This is a genomic window from Sporocytophaga sp. (genome assembly GCF_017745095.1).
Classification (GTDB): Bacteria; Bacteroidota; Bacteroidia; order Cytophagales; family Cytophagaceae; genus Sporocytophaga.
The window spans coordinates 246,678-266,875 of sequence record NZ_JAGHZZ010000009.1; the positions used below are offsets into that span (position 1 = coordinate 246,678).

The following is a 20,198-nucleotide window of genomic DNA, read 5'->3' on the forward strand; positions in this document are numbered from 1 at the left end:
CTGCTCATGAAGAAAGAGAAGCTAACTATAGGCCGCAGTGATATTATAGATCTCCCGGATCTTAAAATATTTAGGGTAAAAGCAAAAGTCGATACCGGAGCTTATAGTTGCTCAATTCATTGCAGTGATCCTAAGGTTACTGGCAATGTCAGGAAAAAGCTTAGTTTCACCTTGCCTTATTTTAATGGTAAGGAAAAGGTTGTTTTTCAAACAAACGATTTCTCCGAAAGAACGGTGAAAAGCTCTTTCGGTCAAGTCGAAAAGCGATTTGTGATAAAGACGAAAGTACTCGTTTTTAACAAACTTATTGAAACTGAGTTTACTCTTTCAGACAGATCTAACATGAAGCACCCAATATTATTGGGTAGAAAATTTTTGATGAATGGTTTCCTGGTAGATGTTTCCAAATTCAATTTATCCTACAAACAAAAGAAAAAGCTTAAATAAGTAAGATGATGCGTATCGCAATTCTTTCCAGAAATGCAAGCCTTTACTCCACAAAGAGGCTTGTGGAGGCTGCTAAAGAACGTGGTCATGAAGTAAGAGTTCTTGATCATTTGAAATGTTATGTCGGAATAGAAGCTGGAAATCCAACCCTATATTATAACAAAGAAAAAATAACTGATTATGATGCTGTCATTCCAAGAATTGGGGCTTCAGTTACATTTTATGGTGCAGCCATAGTACGTCAGTTTGAAATGATGAACGTGTTCAGCTCAACGAAATCACAGGCCATAACAAGATCAAGAGATAAACTGAGAACCCTTCAGGTATTAAGTGAAGCTGGTATCGGAGTTCCGAAGACAGCATTTGCCAGTCAGTCGAAGGATGTAGACAATCTAATAAATCATGTAGGTGGCGCACCTGTAATTATTAAATTATTGGAAGGCACTCAGGGCATCGGTGTCGTGCTTGCTGAATCTAAAAAGGCCGCAAAATCTGTAATCGAAGCATTCTATGGCCTCAAAGCGGATATACTCATTCAGGAATTTATAAAAGAAGCCAATGGCTCAGATATACGTGCATTTGTGGTAGACAATGAAGTAGTGGGGGCCATGAAGAGACAGGGCAAAGAAGGCGAGTTTCGCTCTAACCTTCATCGGGGTGGTGAAGGTGAAATGATTGAACTTACTCATGAAGAAAGGGATGCTGCACTATGTGCTTCGAAAGCGCTGGGCTTATCTATTTCCGGTGTTGATATGCTAAGAAGCACGAGAGGTCCTTTAATAATCGAAGTTAATTCTTCTCCAGGTTTGCAAGGAATAGAAACTGTAACCCAAATAGATGTAGCTGGCAAAATCATAGATTTTGTGGAACGCAATAAAAAGAAAAAGGCAGAGCGGGATTTGATTGGAGTTTAGCCCAAAAATTTCTAAGTTGCTTCTTAGAACGCTTGATTATATTGATGGAGAGTAAGATCAGAATAGGTACCAGAGCCAGCAAACTGGCGATGTGGCAAACAGAGTATGTAGCCGGTGTATTGAATAATGCCGGTTATGAAACGGAAATTATAAAAATTGAAACTAAAGGAGATAAGCAACTTACTTCTGCCTTTGCCGAAATAGGAACTAAAGGAATTTTTACAGAAGAGCTTGAACTACAACTGAAAGATGGCACATTGGATATTGCCGTCCACAGTGCAAAAGACATGCAGACGGATCTTGGACCTGAGCTAGAAATCATAGCATTCACTGAAAGAGAAAAGCCCAATGATGTATTGGTGAGCTTTGACAAAAGCTTTGCTCTGGAAGATCTTTCTAGAGTAATAGTCGGTACATCTTCTACAAGAAGAAAAGCTTTACTTAAACATTATTATCCTCACCTTTCTACAACTGATGCAAGAGGGAATCTCCAGACAAGACTTAAGAAAATGGAAGATGGCCTTTTTCCTGCAATGATTCTTGCATATGCTGGCATGCATAGAATGGGCTATAATGATTTTATTGTAAAGGAGCTCCCGGTTGATTTGTTTACACCTGCTGTAGGTCAGGGTAGTATTGCGATTGAAGCTGCTTTTTCTCTTGCTTCTGATAAAAAATCTATTATCAAAAAATTATTAAACCACGAGCCAACAGAAACCTGTCTAATCGCTGAAAGAACTTTCCTTAATAAACTGGAAGGTGGTTGTAGCATTCCGGTTTTCGGGCTTGGTACAATTGAGGGAAATTTTCTTAAAGTAAGAGGTGGAGTTGTAAGTCCTGATGGTTCTGAGATTATCAGGAAAGAGGTAGCAGGAAGTCTTACAGATGCAAGAAAACTAGGCCTGCAATTGGCAGAAGATGTACTTAGCTCTGGAGGCAAAGAAATATTAAATGCCTTGAAGAAATAACTTTTAAGGATTATCCTTGTTAAAAAAGTCTTAAATTAGTGTGTATATGAAAAGTAAATTTTTTGCGGTTGTATTAATTTTTATTTCGCTTTCAGCATTTGGTCAATCAACAAAACCCTCTAAAAAGGATTATGTGGTGACAATAAAAACGGAGTTTGGAGATATGGTAATGCTTCTTTCCGATCTTACTCCAAAGCATAAAGAAAACTTCTTAAAGCTTGCTCAGCAAGGTTTTTATAATGGAACAACCTTTCACCGAATTATTGAAGGATTCATGATTCAGGGGGGAGATCCTAATTCTAAGGATGCAGATCCTAATAATGACGGAATGGGTGGTCCAGGTTACACTGTGCCTGCAGAGTTTAATGAAAAACTGAAGCATAACAAAGGAGCCGTTGCCGCAGCAAGAATGGGCGATCAGGTAAACCCAAAAAGAGAATCGAGCGGATCTCAGTTTTATATTGTGGAAAATCAGGACGGAGCACACTTTCTTGATAACCAATATACTGTTTTTGGTCAGGTGGTGCAGGGGCTCGATGTGATTAATAAAATTGCAACGCAACCAAAAGATCAGCGGGATAGACCTACTAAAAATATTACAATGGAGGTTTCCGTTAAAAAACTAAAAAAGAAAAAAATCATAAAACTATATCACTGCGAAAACTTTTATAAAGCATGAAAAAGAAAGTTTTAATAACAGGTTCAAATGGCCTTTTGGGACAAAAGCTGGTAGGTCTTATAGCTGATGACGAAAACTATGACTTGATCGCTACAGCAAGAGGCGAAAACAGACTTCCAATGGAACCCGGAGCATATGTCTATAAATCAATGGACATAACAAACCGAAACCAGGTTATGGATATAGTTTCTGAAACCAAACCTGATTTTATCATTCATACTGCGGCTATGACCAATGTAGACCAATGTGAGACTGAGAGAGAGGCTTGCTGGGCTCAGAATGTAGACGCGGTTAAATATCTTATTGAAGCATCTGAAAAGGTGAAATCACATCTGATACACTTGTCTACAGATTTTATTTTTGATGGAAAAAATGGTCCTTATGATGAAAATGCTAAGGCCAATCCTTTAAGTTATTATGGCGACAGCAAACTGGCAGCAGAAAAACTTGTACTGAAAAGCAAAGCTAAATGGGCTATTGCAAGAACTGTACTTGTTTATGGTATTGCTTGCGATATGAGCAGATCCAACATCATCCTTTGGGTTAAAAAAAGTCTGGAAGAAGGGAAGAAAATCCAGGTGGTTACAGATCAGTGGAGAACTCCTACGCTGGCCGAAGATTTAGCGATGGGATGTTATCTTATAATGGAAAATCAGGCCACTGGAATCTATAACATAAGCGGAAAAGATTTCCTAACCCCATATGAAATGGCCATTAAAACGGCTGATTTCTTTAAACTTGATAAGTCCCTCATTACAAAAGCAGACAGTACAATATTCAAACAACCCGCAGTAAGACCTCCGAAAACAGGCTTTATTCTTGATAAGGCGATGAATGATTTGGGCTATGATCCTCATTCATTTGAAGAAGGAATCAAATTGTTGGCAGAACAAATAGCTGAAGTTTAGTTATTTTATCTAATAATGGTTTTTTGCGTTAAACGATTTAAGGAAATCTCGACGATTCTTCTAGGGGTTTTCCCTTATTTACATGCGTTCATTATTGAAGTAATTTTATAGTGTAATTGAAATGTAGATAAGACAGCAGTTTCAAGTTGGGAGTTAAGTTGGTTGTGGGTTGAAAAAGCTGAATTTGGTGATTTGGCTTATTAGTACGCTTTTGTTTAATAAGTTAGTAAATAATTTAGTAAAGGTTAATGAGCCCTTCGGGAGTGGAGGGCTTTTTTTATTGCCCTCACTTTTATACTTTTAGGCGGAGTTTAATCGGCTAACTACTAACCACACATTACCAGCTTTTATGAATCTTATCGAAAGATGTAAATCCTTTTTTGGTATTTCAAGAAAGGAAGCTCAAGGATTTATTGTCCTCCAAGGAATTTTGGGTTTTGTATTGATTGCCCCTTTTTTTACGGACTTCATTTTCCCTCAGAAAAACATTGAAAAATCAGAAAGTAACACATCGCTTGACAGTCTGGTTAAATTATTTGAGGTTAAGGAAGAATCATTCACTCATAAAAATGAATCTGCATACATTCCTGCTGATAAGCTTCCTGGAAATTTTGATCCCAATACTGCTTCAAAAGAGACCTTGCTGAGCACTGGTTTAAAGCCAAAGCTGGCAGAGAGGATAATTAAATTCAGAGCTAAAGGAGGTAAGTTTTTTGTCAAAGAGGATTTGCTTAAAATTTATGGATTAGACAAAAATGAATTTGTAAAAATTGCACCATTCTTAACTTTTCAAACCCCATCTAAGTCTAAACTAAATGAGAAAAAGGTGCCCGAACTCTTTGATATTAATAAAGCGGATTCAGTCAATCTGGAAAAGTTGAATGGAATAGGTCCGGCACTTGCCAAAAGAATTCTAAAATATAGAAATGCGCTTGGAGGTTTTATCAGTAAGGACCAATATGCGGAAATTTACGGCTTGACCGAAAATGCCTTGGCTCAGTTAAATGCACATACGTTCATAGACAAAACATTTGAACCGGTAAAAATCAATCTTCATGATGCTGAATTTAAGACAATTGCAGGCCATCCTTATTTAGGGTACCAGGCAGCCAAATGTATGTCAAAATTGAAAAAGACTACTTTCTCCGCTGAATCCATTCATTCAATAATCCTAAACGATACGGTTTTTAAATGCAGAAAACTTGCACTACTTTATAGGTATATTGAGGTTGGGCAATAAAAAAAAGTTTTTTAGGGCAAAATTGAGGAAAACAAATATTATTTTTATGGGAAATAGTATTAACTCTTTAATTTTTTCAGTAGGGAATGATATTGGTTTTAGTGCCTCAACTTACAAACAGGCTAACATATATTTTTGATTTTTATTTTAAGGAATTATTCAAATCGGATTATGAGTTTACTACGGATGCTGAAAAATTCAAAGACTTTAGTCAGGCGAAGTTTTCGTATGGTTTTAAGCAATTAAATGATGAATTATTCTTTGAAGCAAATCAGCTTTTATTTGAAGCCAATATTTCTATAATAGATATCAGTTTCGGGATATATAAAGAAATAAAAACTTTATTTCCTGTAAAAACCGGAGCTCTCCCATTCGATCCATTTGCTGCTGGCTTTTATATGATCACAAGGTACGAAGAATATCTACCTCATAAAAAAGACAGGCACAACCGATACAAACCTGAGAGTAGCGTCGCTATTTCAGGAGGTTTTCTTGAAAAACCGATAGTCAATTTCTGGGCTTTGGTGATTAAGGAAATCATCAATAACAAGTACCCTCAGACTATAAATAATGTAGGTGCTTACACCTTCCAGCCTACTCTTGATATTGATAATGCATATGCCTATAGGTATAAAGGAGTTTTAAGAACAAGTTTATCACTTGCTCAAAGACTTGTTAAGCTTGAGTTCAATAAATTAAGTAAGCGTATCAAAATACATATGGGGAAACTTCAGGATCCCTATGATACTTATGATAAACAAAGAAGAATTCATCGGGCTTATAAAATAACTCCTAACTACTTTTTCCTTTTGGGCGATTATGGCAAGTATGACAAAAACCTTCCCTATGACAATGAGCATATGGTGAAGCTTGTCAAAAGTCTTGGGGAAGAAGCACCTATTGGATTACATCCTTCTTATGGCTCCAATGCTTCAGAGAGCAAACTTTTAACGGAGAAGAAAAGATTGGAAAGTATACTTTCCCGTCAAGTCACAAAAAGCAGGCAGCATTATATAAAACTTACTCTTCCCGAAACATACAGAAATCTATTGAAAGCTGGCATCAAAGAGGATTACTCTATGGGTTATTCAACAAAGATAGGATTCAGAGCCGGTACCTGCAGCTCTTTCCTGTTCTTTGACCTGGAAAAAAATATAACGACTGACCTTAGAATCTACCCCTTTGCTTTTATGGATAGCACATTAAAGTTTTTCCTGAAAGTGCGTTCAAAGGAAGTAATCAATCACGTCACCCCGCTAGTCAATGATGTTAAAAAAGTAGGAGGGCAGCTTATCTTCATCTTTCATAATGAGTCTTTAGGAAATGAAAGACAATGGAAGAACTGGGGAGAGGTTTATGAAAAAGTAATACGATTGGCAAAAGAGTGACTTTCTGATTAATTTCAAAATCTAATTCCCTAAAGATTAAGTCTCCTTAATGAATAAAAAAGACTATTTCAGAAGTTACTGTGCAAAGCAAAAAGACATACCTCTTTTTCTTACACCTGCATGGATGGATCTGATCTGTGGTGATAACTGGGATGTCTTGATAGAAGCTAAAGGAGAAAATATTCATGGTTTTTTAATTTTCCCTCTTAATCAAAAACTGGGATTTAAAAGAATTCTTCAACCTCAACTTACCCCATACTCAGGAGTCTGGATCAATTACCCAGATGGACAAAAAGATCTGACAAAAATTGCTTACGAGAAAAAAGTATTGTCGTCTTTAATTGAACATCTACCTGAATTCGACGAGTTGAACCTTAATCTTTACCCAACCTTTACAAACTGGCTTCCTTTTTATTGGAAGGAGTTTAAACAAACTACGAGATACACATATAAAATATTTAAAGGCCAAAATCCTGAAGCACTAAAATTACAAGTTAAAGATTCAGTGAGAAGGGAACTTGCAAAGGCAGAGCGTACATTGGAAGTATTTGAATCGGAAGATGTTAAGGATTTATTTGACTTTAAAGTAAGATCATTTAAAGAGCAGGATATCAGTTTCAATTTAAGTTACTCCTTCATCAAAAGGTGTGTTGATTATTGTATCAATGCAGGGATGGGACAAATATTATATGCCAAAGATGAAGAAGGGGCGGTACATGCCGGTGTTTTTCTCGTCTGGGATAGAAACTGCATTTATTACCTGTTTGGAGCTGCCGACCCTGAGCATAAAAATTCGGGAGCTTTGACCTATCTCCTTTGGAACGGAATTGAAATGGCTCAGTCGCAAACCAAGGATTTCGATTTTGAAGGTAGTATGCTGGAACCGGTGGAACAGTTTTTCAGAAATTTCGGAGCAACTCAACTTCCATATCACCAGATTTTGAAACGTAATTCACTTTTATTAAAGTTAAAAAGTGCTCTGGGAAAATGAACATAAAAGAAAACTTGTTCACCCCGATTCTGAAAGTTTGTGCGTCCGCTCTGCCTTTCGGGGTTCTTAAGAAATTAACAGGACAAGAAGTAATATTTCCTACCTATCACCTGGTCTCTAATCAAGAAGTGCCGCATGTTGGTAATCTATATCAGATCAGAAGCGAAAAATTATTTCATGAAGACCTTGAGTTTATGCTCAAGCATTTTAACCCCATATCCATTGATGAACTTTTAAAATGGAGAAATGGCCAATTAAGGCTTAATAAACCCTCATTTTTTTTGTCGTTTGATGATGGGTTAAGAGAAGTAAATGAAGTCATTGCGCCCATACTTATAAAAAAGGGAATACCTGCAGCATTTTTTATTAATCCGGCCTTTGTAGACAATAAGGAATTGATGTTCCGAAATAAGGCAAGTTTGCTTATAGATCGGTTCAAAAAACGAAAGATCAATTTTAAAAGAACAATTGATACAACTGGAGTTAATGAGGACCAATTCATTCAAATTGTGAAATCGGTGAAATACCGAGAAAGAGATATACTTGATAAACTAGCTCTTGCTTCGGAATTTTCATTTTCCGACTATTTGAATGAAAAGAAGCCATACCTGGAATCCGAAAAAATATTGCAGCTAAAACTGCAGGGTTTTCATATTGGGGCTCACAGTGTGGATCATCCTTTATATGAACAGATTACGCTGCAAGAGCAAGTTGTTCAAACTTCAGAAAGTGTTGATTTTATTATTAGTAAGAATTTTTCCAAGTTGAGGACTTTTGCGTTCCCTTTCACGGACCATGGCGTTTCTAAAACTCTATTTAATCAGATGTATGAAAATATGAGACTAGATTGCTCTTTTGGAGTGGCAGGTATAAAGCATGAAAATTTTAAATTTCATTTTCAAAGAATACCAATGGAAAAAAGTCTTGATTCTGCTCGAAAGATTATTGCTGCAGAATACATATATTATATCCTGAAAACTCCTTTAGGGAAAAACCATATAAATAGAAAGTAACGTGTTTGTGCTCACTCAATCCCCGTCAATTGCAGATCGCTTTTTAGCTGAACTAAGGTCTGTTGAAATTCAGAAAGATAGCATGCGTTTCAGACGTAATATGGAACGTCTTGGAGCTCTGATTGCCTATGAAATTTCAAAGGAATTAAATTACAAAAAGGAAGAAGTACAAAGTCCTCTGGCTAAAGCTTCAACTTATGCACTCGAACAAAAGATCGTAATCGGTGCAATTTTAAGAGCTGGTATTCCCTTTTTTCAGGGGTTTTTAAATATGTTTGATCAGGCTGAATCAGCTTTTGTAGCCGCTTATAGAAGCACCAAGTCAGAGGAAAACGGCAATGTCGAAATAAATATGGATTATATTGCGTCGCCCGATTTAACAGGTAAAGTGTTGATACTTACCGATCCAATGCTGGCAACGGGTAAATCTCTTGTGGTAGCTTACCGAACTTTGTTAAAATACGGAACACCTGCAGAAGTACATTTGGCTGCTGTATTATCTAGTAAAGAAGGAATTGAATATGTAAAGAAGGAAATTCCTGAAGCAAAACTTTGGACCGTTGCTATTGACGAAAAAATGAATGAAAAATTTTTTATAGTACCAGGTCTGGGAGATGCAGGGGATTTGGCTTTCGGAGCTAAAAAATAATCCTGAGAAGATTAGAAAATTAACCAAACTAAAGAAGGCCGAATTCCGTTATTTTTTAAACCACTCAAGTACACAGGTCCAATTTTATGGTTAGCTTAATTCTCAAATACCTCATGGTTTTCCTTACAAGTATGTTAAAATTCATCGGAGGACCACTGCTTGGAGTTGCCTCAGGATTAAGCATATGGGAAACAGCTTTACTTACAATTCTCGGTATGATGACTACAGTTTTTCTAATGGTAAGTTTTATCGGCAGGCCATTTAAAAACTGGATTATGAAGACTTTCTACAAAAACAGGAAACTGTTTTGTGATAGAAATAGAAGAATGGTTAAGATCTGGAGGAATTATGGATTAAAAGGCGTGGCATTTTTAACCCCAGTACTTTTCAGTCCAATAGGGGGAGCATTACTTGCCAGCTCTTTCGGGGAATCTGCCAAAAGAATTTTTCTTTACATGCTTGCCAGTTCAATTTTCTGGTCTATAATTTTTACCAGTGTAATTTTTCTGATTAAAAAGGTTCCGATTGTTTAATCGGGATAGGATTTTAAGGATTAATAGGATTTAGTTTGCAACTTAATCCATTTAATCCTGATTGAAAGTTTCTCATTAGATTGATCATCTTTAGGATGGGTAAAAATCCGTTAATCCCATATGCCATTTAATCTCGATTCAAAAATATCTGTTTAATACTTTTTGTAGTCTCATCACTTACTTCCAGCAAATAAATTCCTTCCTGAAGCATTAAGGGAAGTTGCATAATAAATTTCTCACCACTAAAATTTGCATTTTCTCTTTTTAAAACTTCTTTCCCTGTTATGTCAAGTATGCGAATGTTTATTGGTCCTCTAAAGCTTCCTGCAATTGTTATAAACGAAGAAGCTGGTAGGGGATAAATAGAGAATGCAAGTTGCTCAAGCCTGTTTATAGATGATGGGCCGAAAATAGATTTTACAAATATCTGATTCCCGAAATAACTGACAGTGTATAAATTCCCACTTCCATCTTCAGTAAACATAAATCTTCCATAGCTCTCTAAAAGCCCATCCATGGAGTTATTCCATGATTTACTGACAAAATCTTTGTCAGAATATATATTATTGGAAGTTTCCCTTTCCGGAGGAGATATAGAAGCCCAATAAGTACCCTGGCTATCTTTATACAAAGAGTTAGTTTGCTTATAATACGACCCTGTTAATGCTAAACTGTCATCCACCCAATGGACATTCCATTTATTATTTTGATTTGTAACATCACTTACTTTACATTTTACAGTAAATCCGTATCCAAAATTGCTATATACTCCATTGATGGCAGCAAGGATAATTCCGTCTTCGATGGCAATATTAAAAACATTATTTACCTTTAATTTATCATTAGAATATTTCACAGAATAGGGTGCATCAATATTAATAATGAGGCGTTGCCATGATTCTCCTCCATTAGCTGAATGGAATACTCCAAAACGGCCTTCTGAACCAGTCTTCTCATCATGTACTCCTGCAAATATGTTTCCATCAGGAGCTACGGCTAAAGATTGAACGAGCAAATTGTCTTTACCGAATCCGGTATTTTTTGTGGTCCATGTTTCTGCAGAGTCAGTGGAAAGAAGAATTCCATTTCCGTTCCCTAAATTTTCAAAGTCCCATACACTACCTGTTCCGATTATAATTTTAGAGGAATTATGAAAGGCGATTTTTCCTACAGCTATACGATAAGGAATCGAAGAAGCAGTCCAGGTGCTCCCGCTATCAATACTTTTATAAACTTTTCCCTTTCCGCCTGCAAGGAGGTATTTGTCAGAATAAGCAACAAGGGTGAACAAAGAATCTTCATTATTTGAAACATTCAACCAGCTTTTGCCGGAATCATAACTTTTGAATATTCCGTTTTTTAACGTGGATATAATAATAACAGGGGAAGTTTTGCATGCATAAATACCTGTAATCAGTGTAGAAGGGGAAGTACCCAGAAGCTGCCATTCCTGTGCATGAAGGGAATGAATGCTAAATAGTAAAATGAAATTACAGACGAAAAATGTCTTTTTAAAGAAATTGATTGGCAGGAACATGGCTTTAGGATTTAGAATAAATGCTGAATAAAAATTAAATCTAATGAAATGGAGGGGTTGAGTCAAAGGTATTTACTAAAAAAACTACTCCCAGAATTTTGTTCACTTCTGCGAGAATTATAAAAGGAGCTTAAAGCTGAAAGCAAAAAGCATAAAGTATTTTAACTTTAGGCTTTCCACTTTGTGCTTTAAGCTTAAAAAGTTAATCCCAGATCTTATTCGCCTCAGTAAGAATTATTGGTTTCCCATCAGTGATGATCAAAGTATGTTCATGTTGTGCAACATAACTTCCATCTTTGGTAATATAGGTCCAGCCATCTCCCTTGTCATGAGCATAAGTCGCCTTTGTAGAAATAAAGGTTTCCACCGCTACAACAGAGTCTTTTTTAAACCTATGCTTGTTGTTTTTATCATTGAAACAAGGAATCTCTTCCGGAGCTTCATGTAGGCTTCTTCCTACACCATGTCCAACCAGGTTTTTGATAACTTTGAATCCTGCTTTCTTAGCTTCAGTTTCAATTAATAAACCTATATCAGCTATTCTAACCCCGCCTTTGATTTGATGAATTGCCTTATAAAGGATGCTTCTTGAAGCTTCTACCAATGGCTTATGATTGTGAATGTCTTTTCCCAACACAAAGGAACCACCGTTGTCGGACCAGTATCCATCAAGTTCAGCTGATACATCAATGTTTATGAGATCGCCTTCTTTAAGAATTCTTTTTTCTGAAGGAATGCCATGAGCAATTTCGTCATTCAAGCTGATACAACTCCAGCCGGGAAAGCCATAGGTAAGTTTAGGTGCGGACCGAGCCCCAAACTTTCTTAGAATCTCTCCACCAAATTCATCAAGCTCTTTTGTACTCATGCCTGGTTTGGCATATTCACGCATCTGTTTTAATGTCAAAGCAACAGCATCGCTGATTCTTTGCAATCCCTCTATATCTGCCTGTGATGAAATTGACATACCCTTATTTATAATTATTACCCTATATAACGGATTAAGTTTTAATCCTGCTTGCAATGCAAACCTAAGTAATTTTTCTGAAAGTTATTTCTCAGCTTATATGCTGTATAGAAAGGCTTGAATTACAAGTGATATTATTTTATAGGTGGTGGTTCTTTACTTTTGAGCATCATAAATGCCAAAGAAATGAGACTCCTTTAGTCAGAAATCTTGATTTTATCCTCAAAAGGAGCCAGGGTGTATTTTTAGTGACTTATTAAATGTGCTTGAAATCCCTTAGTTTGATCGATATTTACTTCTTCACATTTTAAAGTTCCATTTGAAATAGATACACAATATTTTCCAGTGAAGGAAAAGACTCATGGTAGTCTGATTCGTTCCCGTTTAATCTGGAATGATGCTAATTGTTAAGGATCTGAATAATGTAAAAAATCAAATTCTTCTTTACACAAAGAAGAATTTGATTTTAAGAGGATTTTTTAATTTATGAATTCTGTAAATTATTTTTTCTGCACCACAGTCAGCCTATTGCCATAGAGATCCAGGCAATGAAAAAATTTACTGTCCTGCGTTGAAACTAGTGGTTCTGCAATCTTTACTCCGTTTTTCTTTACATGTGAGTATAATTGCTCAATGGCATCTGTATATATCACCAATGTTGGCGCTCCTCCTGATTGCTTACCAATGGGCATTTTTGTAGCATCAACTTTCATAAACCATATTCCGAAATCATCATCTTCGGAGAATGCAATATGCAGATATCTTTGTCCGTCCGGAGTTACGCTATCATGGATTATTTTACATAAAAAGTTTTTTTGATAAAACTCCAAGGCCTTATCGTAGTCTTCAACAAGGATCACAGCTCGCCCTAATTTGGTATTCATAGTTGTGTTTATTTATTGCTATAGCGTTATTACTTTTTCAATCTTAATTTAATTTGCCAGTTCACCTTACTTTTCCTTTACCGTAAAGTTTTTCTTGCGAATTATTTTTATATCCACAAGCAATAATAAGAACAGCAAAGCAGAGGATAGGTTAATATTTTTTCGAAATTTTCTTGTAATACTTACATGTGAAGAATTTGAACTTCAGGATAAATTTAAAATAAATGTTAAGTATCAATGGAAATATTAGCTCACAAAAACGGGTTTATAATTGGAGGTGGATGGACATAAAATGATTTTCTAATACATTGAAAAATAGGGTCATGTAAATTTGTTTATTTAAAATTTAATCCTAATCTTATTAAGGTGTAGATTTGTATTCATCGATAATCAGGAATTGAAAAAGAGGGCTTACATTTACTTAAAATTTTATGTGTAAAGTCCTGATTATAAAATTAATTTCACAAGAATGGATCAGGTTAAAAATAGTCAGCTATCTGAATTTGGAATCATTTTCCTTTTTATAATCAGCGGAATATTATTTGCCGGGCTGGTTATGATTACTTCAAAAGTATTAAGACCTCATCGTCCGAATGAAGAAAAACTAACTAGCTATGAATGCGGAGAGGACCCGGTCGGAAATGCATGGGGGCAATTTAACATGAGGTTTTATATCATAGCTTTAATTTTTATTCTCTTTGAAGTAGAGGTAGTTTTCTTATTTCCCTGGGCAACAGTATTCGGAAATAAAAAACTTATTGCAGCAACGGATGGTCTTTGGGCTTGGTTTTCAATTGGGGAAATGTTCATTTTTATAGCAATTCTGGCTCTGGGGCTTGCATATGCTTGGGCAAGAGGATATCTGGACTGGGTGAAACCGGATCAGGAAATTGCTCAATTCAAATCTCCTGTTCCAAAGAAATTATACGAAAATATCAATACCAAATATTCCGGGAAGACAACAATAGAAAGGTAAACAAGTGGGATTATTAGATCATAAATACGGACAAGGTGGCATAATTCTCACTAAGGCGGATGATGTCATCAACTGGGCCAGGCTATCTTCTATCTGGCCAATGGGATTTGGAATTGCATGCTGTGCCATTGAAATGATGTCTACATTTGCTTCTGGTTACGACCTGGAGCGCTTTGGGATATTTCCCAGACCTTCACCAAGACAATCCGACGTCATGATCGTCGCTGGTACAGTGACCTTCAAAATGGCCGACCGTATCAGAAGATTGTATGAACAAATGCCGGAACCAAGATACGTCATCTCTATGGGATCTTGCTCCAACTGCGGTGGACCATATTGGGAACATGGATACCATGTAGTTAAAGGTGTAGACAGGATTGTTCCTGTAGATGTTTACGTCCCAGGATGTCCGCCAAGGCCTGAGACACTTATTGGAGGCTTTATGAAGCTTCAGGAAAAAATCAGAACGGAAACCATAAAGGAACCGAAGCTTATCAACAAGGTGCTTGGGAAGAAGAAGGCTATTAAGTTGTAAGTTTAAGTGGAAAGCTTAATGTAAAAAGTGAAATTAAAAACTATAAAGAAAATCGTGTAGTCCCCTTTGTCATCCTGAGCCTTGCGAAGGATCTGGGGGGTAAAGGAATCCTCAGATCCCTCGTTCCTCGGGATGACAAAATCTTAGGTACTGCATAATTTTTCTTTAAGTTTAATATCAAAGTCCTTAGGAGAAGGATTTAGGATGAGGTGAATTTAAATCATTAATTATGACCTTTCAGGAAATTAAAGAACTGATCATACAGGAATTTGGTGCGGAAACAGTCGTTGCTGAGAATTTATCAGGTCTTCAGCCTATACTTACTATTGTGAAGGAGAAACTTCCTCTGATAGCAAGGTTTCTATGGAGTAATGAAAAAACTTATTTTGATTACTTATCATGCATCACAGCAATAGATGATCTGAAGACTGGAACAATTGAAGTAGTTTATAATTTCTATTCAATACCATACAACCACTATTTTACTCTCAAAGTGGAAACCTCAAGAGGGGATGAAAACAATCTTCCTCTGATTCCAACTCTTTGCGAAATATATAAAACAGCTAACTGGCACGAACGTGAAGCTTTTGATCTTTTTGGAATTGTATTTGAAGGACACCCTGACCTTAGGAGAATTCTTCTTCCTGCAGACTGGGAAGGCTATCCTTTGAGAAAAGATTATAAGGAACAGGAATATTATCATGGTATAAAAGTAGCTTATTAAGATGCCAACCGACAGGATTCAATACGTTTACCATAAAGATAATCTCCAGAAGTCTGAGCCCACCCGCACAAAACCTGAAGATCTTAAAAGCGAGGAGATGATTATCAACCTTGGTCCTCAGCACCCGTCAACACATGGGGTATTGAGACTTGAGGTGATTACAGATGGAGAATTTGTAAAAGAGGTTATTCCTCATATGGGTTATTTGCACAGATGTTTTGAAAAACATGCGGAAAACCTTCCTTACAATCAGATTATTCCATTCGTTGACCGAATGGATTACCTGGCTTCAATGAACTCAGAACATGTTTATGTAATGGGATTGGAGAAGATGCTGGGTATCGAAAATACTTTGCCTAAAAGAATCGAATATATCCGAGTGCTTGTTGCTGAGCTGAACAGACTTGCTTCACATTTTGTAGCAATCGGAACTTATGGAATTGATATAGGAGCCTTTACGCCATTCTTATGGTTAATGCGAGACAGGGAGCACATTCAACGTTTGCTTGAGTGGGTGTGCGGAGCGAGAATGCTGTACAACTATATCTGGGTAGGCGGTTTGTTTTATGATCTTCCTGTTGGGTTTGAAGAGCGTTGTGCAGACTTTATTAAATACCTTAAGCCCAAAATGAAAGAATTGGAAGCGCTGGTAATTAATAATAAAATTTTTATCCAGCGTACAGCTAACATAGGAGTGCTTCCTTTGGATCTGGCAATCAACTACGGTTGTTCCGGTCCAATGCTGAGAGGATCAGGTTTAAAATATGACCTCAGAAGAGTAGATGGATATTCTGTCTATCCGGAACTGGACTTTGATATCCCTGTTGGAAAAGGTGATATGGGAACTATAGGAGATTGCTGGGATAGAAATTATGTCAGAGTTCTGGAGTGCTACGAGTCCATTAAAATTATTGAACAGTGCCTGGTACAGCTTACCGGAACTCACAAGAGAACTAGAGAATTTGACCCACAGGCGATGGTTCCCAAGAAGATCAGACCTAAGGCAATGGATTTTTATGTAAGAGGAGAAACTCCCAAGGGAGAGTTAGGCTTTTATTTCAGATCAACAGGAAATACTGATATCCCCTACAGGTGCAAAGGTCGCTCCCCATGTTTTGTAAACCTTTCTGTCATTAATGAATTATCAAGAAATACTATGCTTGCAGACTTAATTGCTATTATTGGGTCTATAGATGTGGTAATGGGTGAAGTAGACAGGTAAGTAAGTTTTAAGTTGGGAGCTTAAGGCGCAAAGCTGAAAGCACTTTTGCATTTATTGGTGAAGTGGAGCGAGGCTGCATTTGATTTGAACCAGAAACTTAAAATATAGCACCGCACTAAATCTTCTCCTTTAGGACATCGCCGTCAACTTAGTGATGAGACAAGTAAAAAATAGTTTTCTCTGCTATATAAAAGAGAAGTAATAATGGAAAAGAGAGCAACAGTTTGAGCAACAGCAACAAAAAATTCCAGAAATAGTCTTGCTGTTGCTCAAACTGTTGCTAATTTTCTTTAATTAAGAATTATGTAATTCTAAACTTGCTTAAGTTGACGGCCATGTCCTTTAGGAGAAGGTTTAGGATGAGGTCCATTTTTCCTTATGAAAATTCTTTCTGCCAATCAGATTCGAGCACTTGATGCTTTTACAATTCAAAATGAGCCAATTTCATCAATTGACCTGATGGAAAGGGCTTCTGCAACCTTTGTTAATTGGTTTATAGAACGCTTTAATCCTGACAGAGAAGTTTATATTTTCTGTGGACCGGGAAATAATGGTGGTGATGGACTTGCTGTTGCCCGGTTATTGACCCTTGTTCAATATTCTGTTAAGGTTTTTGTTTTTCCTTCCGACAGATATAGCGCAGACTTTGACATTAATTTTAGAAGACTTGAAAAGCTGGTAACAATTACTAAGATCAGTTCAAAGGAACGTATTCCTGTTTTACCTAAAGCGGCAGTTGTTATCGATGCAATCTTTGGCTCCGGTTTATCAAGGCCTGTAGGTGGATTATATGCAGATGTTATAAAATCTATTAATGATTCAACTACGATCAGAGTTGCTATAGATATAGCTTCTGGACTTTTCTGCGATTCAAATAATGAAGATCCTGTTAAAGTTAAGGTTGATTATACCTTTACATTTCAGTTACCGAAACTTTCATTTTTGATTCCTCAGAATGAAGAATTTACAGGCTCATGGATTGCGAAAGATATCGGACTTGATAAGACTTTTATAGAAAATCAAAGTTCTTTTTTTTCTTATGCGGAGGAAGAAGAAATTTTTCCTTTTATAAAACCAAGGAAGAAATTCAGCCATAAGGGTGATTATGGAAAGGCTTTGATTATGGCGGGCAGCTTTGGAATGATGGGAGCTGCAGTTTTAAGTGGAAAAGCTTGTTACAGAGCTGGAGCAGGCTTAGTAAAATTCTATACTCCAAGATGCGGTGTTCAGATATTGCAGTCAGCTTTACCCGAAGCTATCCTAAGCGCTGATCCTGAAGAAAATTTCATCTCTAAGCTTCCAGATCTATCAGGTTTTAATGCTGTGGCCGCAGGGCCGGGCTGGTATGAGGGAGAGGAATCTACAAATGTATTGAGGCTACTGTTTGAGGATAAAAATTTGAAACTTGTCCTTGATGCCGGCGCATTAAATGTATTAAGTAAAAATAAGGACCTTTTGAATTTGCTACCAGCCAATACTATTCTTACGCCGCATCCTGGCGAATTCAAAAGGCTTGCAGGAGATTTTCCTGATGATTATTCAAGATTAGAGGGCCTCAGAAAGTTTTCAGAAAAGTACAATTGCATAGTCGTATTAAAAGGTGCTCATAGCATGGTTGCTTCACCCAATGGAACTGTCAGCTTTAATAGCACCGGGAATCCGGGAATGGCAACTGCAGGAAGCGGGGATGTATTAACAGGAATTATTGTATCTCTTCTGGCACAAGGTTACAATCCATTACTTGCAGCAAAACTTGGAGTTTACATACATGGGTATGCCGGAGATAATGCAGCTTCTAAATACGGAACCGTATCAATCATTGCAGAAGATATAATTGATGGGATAAAAGATTTTTACCTGAAATGTGATAAGTACTTTCGTACTTCGCTGCTATGAATCGACTTTCACTACAACACCTGAAGAGTCATAAAGAACTTCTCTGAGTTGTCCTCTGTATTCAAAGTTAGCTTCATATTGATTGTTTTTCTTTTCTTCCCATTTAACTTTCACATCAGTGGGGAAGTCGCTGTAGAATGCATTGATAACAGGATCAGGTACCTGAGCTGGATCCAGATTTTTATTGCAGGCAAATGCTATCAATACCAGGGCGCTAATGGCGATTTTCTTCATTTTTTATGCTCTTTAAAAATAAAACCTCAAAAAAATGAATATTGTTGGAAAGCATCCCTTCTTATCTCTTTTGGCCTGATGTTTGTTACACCAAATAACCATTAGCCGTTGAAAATTCCTGTTAATAATTATAATCAATTACTGCCTTACAAACTCCAATAGATTGATTAACAGGGTGAATTTTTTAACGATTAATGGGAATTAAAATTTAAAGGAGTTTTATTCGTTTTATAATATCTTGCAGTCCTTACGAATAAGATTTAATTTTACCTTTAGAAGCTCAATTAAGAATATATGAAACTAACTTCCAGACTCACTGTGATTTTCATAATGCTGATTTCTGTTGGCATTCTTTCATTTACATTAAATAAAAGTGACAATCCATTTACTGAGGAATATCTGATCGAACCATCAGAATTGGCAAGGATTCTAAACAGTTCTACAGCAAAGCAGCCAGTAATTTTCAATATGGGACCTATGCAGCATATCAAAGGTTCTGTGAATGTGGGTATTGGAAACAGTACTTCCGGTATGAATCAGCTGCAGGCCAAAGTAAGCAAGCTAAATAAAAATCAATTTATTGTTATTTACTGTGGGTGTTGCGCAATGCAAAATTGCCCGAATGTGAAACAACCATACGAATACCTCAAAAATGCGGGCTTCGAAAATTTTAAAATTCTTAATATTAAAAGCAGTTTGAGTGAAGATTGGGTAAATAAAGGTTATCCAATGAATTAATAATCTAATGGTAATAGATTTCAAAAGAGGGCTTTAATAAAGCCCTTTTTTTGTTTGTCGATACTTTTGGTTTTTTCATCGAAGATTTAATTTTTTTAGGGAACATTTTCAAAATGCCAAGTCTATTTGATATAAGTATTAAAAGTTGTACCAAAAGGGAGTATATTTTTTAAACTGATTGTCCTAAATATTCCCTTAGGGTTTTTTATTTTTTAAACTTTTATTTTTACCTGGGGGGCTGAAGTAATATTCAGCCTTCTTTCTTTTTAGCCCAAGCAAACAATTACTTTATCCACTTGTTCCTTTTATTATGGAAGAAATAGTAAAGTCAATAACGACGGCACTGGCAAGAGGGGTAGAAATTGCAGCCGCAATGGTTATTGGCATTGCTTCTGTTAGGGCAATTGTAATGTTTTTAGGAAACTATTTTAAAAAATTGGCGCCTAAAAAAATATCAATTGAAGATATTCGTTTGTCTTTGGGACGTTCTCTGGCATTGGCTCTAGAGTTCCTATTAGGGGCAGACATACTGAAAACAGCCGTCGCACCGACTTGGAATGAAATCGGACAACTGGCAGCAATAGCTGTGCTGAGAACAGCTCTCAACTTTTTTTTGGACCGGGAACTTAGGAATAATGAAGTCAGCAGGTCTGCCGAGCCAAGAGGATAATTGAGAAAGTTTGGTGCTTTTTTTGCTAAGAAGGGAACGGCAATTTGCCTGGAATTTTTAGTGTTGTTTTAGCAAATTGTTTTTA

22 protein-coding genes are annotated in these 20,198 nt (G+C 36.6%); 18 read left to right on the forward strand and 4 right to left on the reverse strand.

Going from position 1 to position 20,198, the window contains the following annotated elements; translation table 11 throughout:
* Positions 1 to 6 precede the first annotated feature (6 nt).
* The 11 genes from J7604_RS15880 (at position 7) to J7604_RS15930 (ending at position 9,730) form a co-directional block, all read left to right on the forward strand.
* Entirely contained in the window at positions 7 to 447 is a 441-nt protein-coding gene (locus J7604_RS15880) for a RimK/LysX family protein (protein WP_293897426.1), read from the forward strand.
* A gap of 8 nt (positions 448 to 455) precedes the next feature.
* Entirely contained in the window at positions 456 to 1,361 is a 906-nt protein-coding gene (gene rimK, locus J7604_RS15885) for a 30S ribosomal protein S6--L-glutamate ligase (RefSeq protein ID WP_293897496.1), read from the forward strand.
* A gap of 44 nt (positions 1,362 to 1,405) precedes the next feature.
* Positions 1,406 to 2,329 (forward strand): hydroxymethylbilane synthase, encoded by a 924-nt coding sequence (hemC, locus tag J7604_RS15890; RefSeq protein ID WP_293897428.1) that lies wholly within the window; start codon positions 1,406 to 1,408, stop codon positions 2,327 to 2,329.
* A 46-nt stretch (positions 2,330 to 2,375) separates the two neighbouring features.
* Complete coding sequence (locus J7604_RS15895; protein ID WP_293897430.1) at positions 2,376 to 3,008, forward strand: peptidylprolyl isomerase; 633 nt, start codon at positions 2,376 to 2,378, stop codon at positions 3,006 to 3,008.
* Positions 3,005 to 3,916, forward strand: a complete 912-nt coding sequence (locus J7604_RS15900) for an SDR family oxidoreductase (RefSeq protein ID WP_293897432.1) — start codon at positions 3,005 to 3,007, stop codon at positions 3,914 to 3,916. The genes J7604_RS15895 and J7604_RS15900 overlap by 4 nt, the downstream gene beginning before the upstream one ends.
* A 349-nt stretch (positions 3,917 to 4,265) precedes the next feature.
* Positions 4,266 to 5,156 carry a helix-hairpin-helix domain-containing protein gene (locus J7604_RS15905; protein ID WP_293897434.1) on the forward strand — a complete coding sequence of 297 codons (891 nt, stop codon included), beginning with the start codon at positions 4,266 to 4,268 and terminating at the stop codon, positions 5,154 to 5,156.
* 86 nt (positions 5,157 to 5,242) lie between these two features.
* Positions 5,243 to 6,544 (forward strand): polysaccharide deacetylase family protein, encoded by a 1,302-nt coding sequence (locus J7604_RS15910; protein WP_293897436.1) that lies wholly within the window; start codon positions 5,243 to 5,245, stop codon positions 6,542 to 6,544.
* 49 nt (positions 6,545 to 6,593) lie between these two features.
* Positions 6,594 to 7,535 carry a GNAT family N-acetyltransferase gene (locus J7604_RS15915; RefSeq protein ID WP_293897438.1) on the forward strand — a complete coding sequence of 314 codons (942 nt, stop codon included), beginning with the start codon at positions 6,594 to 6,596 and terminating at the stop codon, positions 7,533 to 7,535.
* Positions 7,532 to 8,548, forward strand: a complete 1,017-nt coding sequence (locus J7604_RS15920; RefSeq protein ID WP_293897440.1) for a polysaccharide deacetylase family protein — start codon at positions 7,532 to 7,534, stop codon at positions 8,546 to 8,548. The genes J7604_RS15915 and J7604_RS15920 overlap by 4 nt, the downstream gene beginning before the upstream one ends.
* Position 8,549: 1 nt before the next feature.
* Positions 8,550 to 9,197, forward strand: a complete 648-nt coding sequence (gene upp, locus J7604_RS15925; protein ID WP_293897442.1) for a uracil phosphoribosyltransferase — start codon at positions 8,550 to 8,552, stop codon at positions 9,195 to 9,197.
* 86 nt (positions 9,198 to 9,283) lie between these two features.
* Positions 9,284 to 9,730 carry a small multi-drug export protein gene (locus tag J7604_RS15930; protein WP_293897444.1) on the forward strand — a complete coding sequence of 149 codons (447 nt, stop codon included), beginning with the start codon at positions 9,284 to 9,286 and terminating at the stop codon, positions 9,728 to 9,730.
* A 127-nt stretch (positions 9,731 to 9,857) separates the two neighbouring features.
* Here J7604_RS15930 and J7604_RS15935 read toward each other — a convergent pair whose 3' ends face one another.
* The 3 genes from J7604_RS15935 to J7604_RS15945 form a co-directional block, all read right to left on the reverse strand.
* Positions 9,858 to 11,267, reverse strand: a complete 1,410-nt coding sequence (locus J7604_RS15935) for a T9SS type A sorting domain-containing protein (RefSeq protein ID WP_293897446.1) — start codon at positions 11,265 to 11,267, stop codon at positions 9,858 to 9,860.
* A gap of 202 nt (positions 11,268 to 11,469) precedes the next feature.
* A complete protein-coding gene (gene map, locus J7604_RS15940; protein ID WP_293897448.1) occupies positions 11,470 to 12,234 on the reverse strand; it encodes a type I methionyl aminopeptidase in 765 nt (254 codons plus the stop codon).
* A gap of 500 nt (positions 12,235 to 12,734) precedes the next feature.
* Positions 12,735 to 13,118 carry a VOC family protein gene (locus tag J7604_RS15945; protein WP_293897450.1) on the reverse strand — a complete coding sequence of 128 codons (384 nt, stop codon included), beginning with the start codon at positions 13,116 to 13,118 and terminating at the stop codon, positions 12,735 to 12,737.
* A 469-nt stretch (positions 13,119 to 13,587) separates the two neighbouring features.
* On the opposite strand from J7604_RS15945, the gene J7604_RS15950 reads away from it, so the two are divergent.
* The 5 genes from J7604_RS15950 to J7604_RS15970 all read left to right on the forward strand — a co-directional run bounded on the left by J7604_RS15950 (position 13,588) and on the right by J7604_RS15970 (position 18,471).
* Complete coding sequence (locus tag J7604_RS15950) at positions 13,588 to 14,094, forward strand: NADH-quinone oxidoreductase subunit A (RefSeq protein ID WP_293897452.1); 507 nt, start codon at positions 13,588 to 13,590, stop codon at positions 14,092 to 14,094.
* Between the two features lie 4 nt (positions 14,095 to 14,098).
* A complete protein-coding gene (gene nuoB / locus J7604_RS15955; protein ID WP_293897454.1) occupies positions 14,099 to 14,629 on the forward strand; it encodes an NADH-quinone oxidoreductase subunit NuoB in 531 nt (176 codons plus the stop codon).
* A 229-nt stretch (positions 14,630 to 14,858) separates the two neighbouring features.
* Entirely contained in the window at positions 14,859 to 15,353 is a 495-nt protein-coding gene (locus tag J7604_RS15960) for an NADH-quinone oxidoreductase subunit C (RefSeq protein ID WP_293897456.1), read from the forward strand.
* A 1-nt stretch (position 15,354) separates the two neighbouring features.
* Positions 15,355 to 16,575, forward strand: coding sequence for an NADH-quinone oxidoreductase subunit D (locus J7604_RS15965; RefSeq protein WP_293897458.1), 1,221 nt, complete (start codon positions 15,355 to 15,357; stop codon positions 16,573 to 16,575).
* A 378-nt stretch (positions 16,576 to 16,953) separates the two neighbouring features.
* Positions 16,954 to 18,471 carry an NAD(P)H-hydrate dehydratase gene (locus J7604_RS15970; RefSeq protein ID WP_293897460.1) on the forward strand — a complete coding sequence of 506 codons (1,518 nt, stop codon included), beginning with the start codon at positions 16,954 to 16,956 and terminating at the stop codon, positions 18,469 to 18,471.
* Here the strand turns inward: J7604_RS15970 and J7604_RS15975 are convergent.
* Complete coding sequence (locus J7604_RS15975; protein WP_293897462.1) at positions 18,466 to 18,705, reverse strand: hypothetical protein; 240 nt, start codon at positions 18,703 to 18,705, stop codon at positions 18,466 to 18,468. The two genes, J7604_RS15970 and J7604_RS15975, sit on opposite strands and share 6 nt — an antisense overlap.
* A gap of 294 nt (positions 18,706 to 18,999) precedes the next feature.
* Between J7604_RS15975 and J7604_RS15980 the strand changes: the two genes are divergently transcribed.
* Positions 19,000 to 19,443, forward strand: coding sequence for a rhodanese-like domain-containing protein (locus J7604_RS15980; protein WP_293897464.1), 444 nt, complete (start codon positions 19,000 to 19,002; stop codon positions 19,441 to 19,443).
* Between the two features lie 310 nt (positions 19,444 to 19,753).
* Entirely contained in the window at positions 19,754 to 20,113 is a 360-nt protein-coding gene (locus J7604_RS15985; RefSeq protein WP_293897466.1) for a DUF1622 domain-containing protein, read from the forward strand.
* Positions 20,114 to 20,198: the final 85 nt, after the last annotated feature.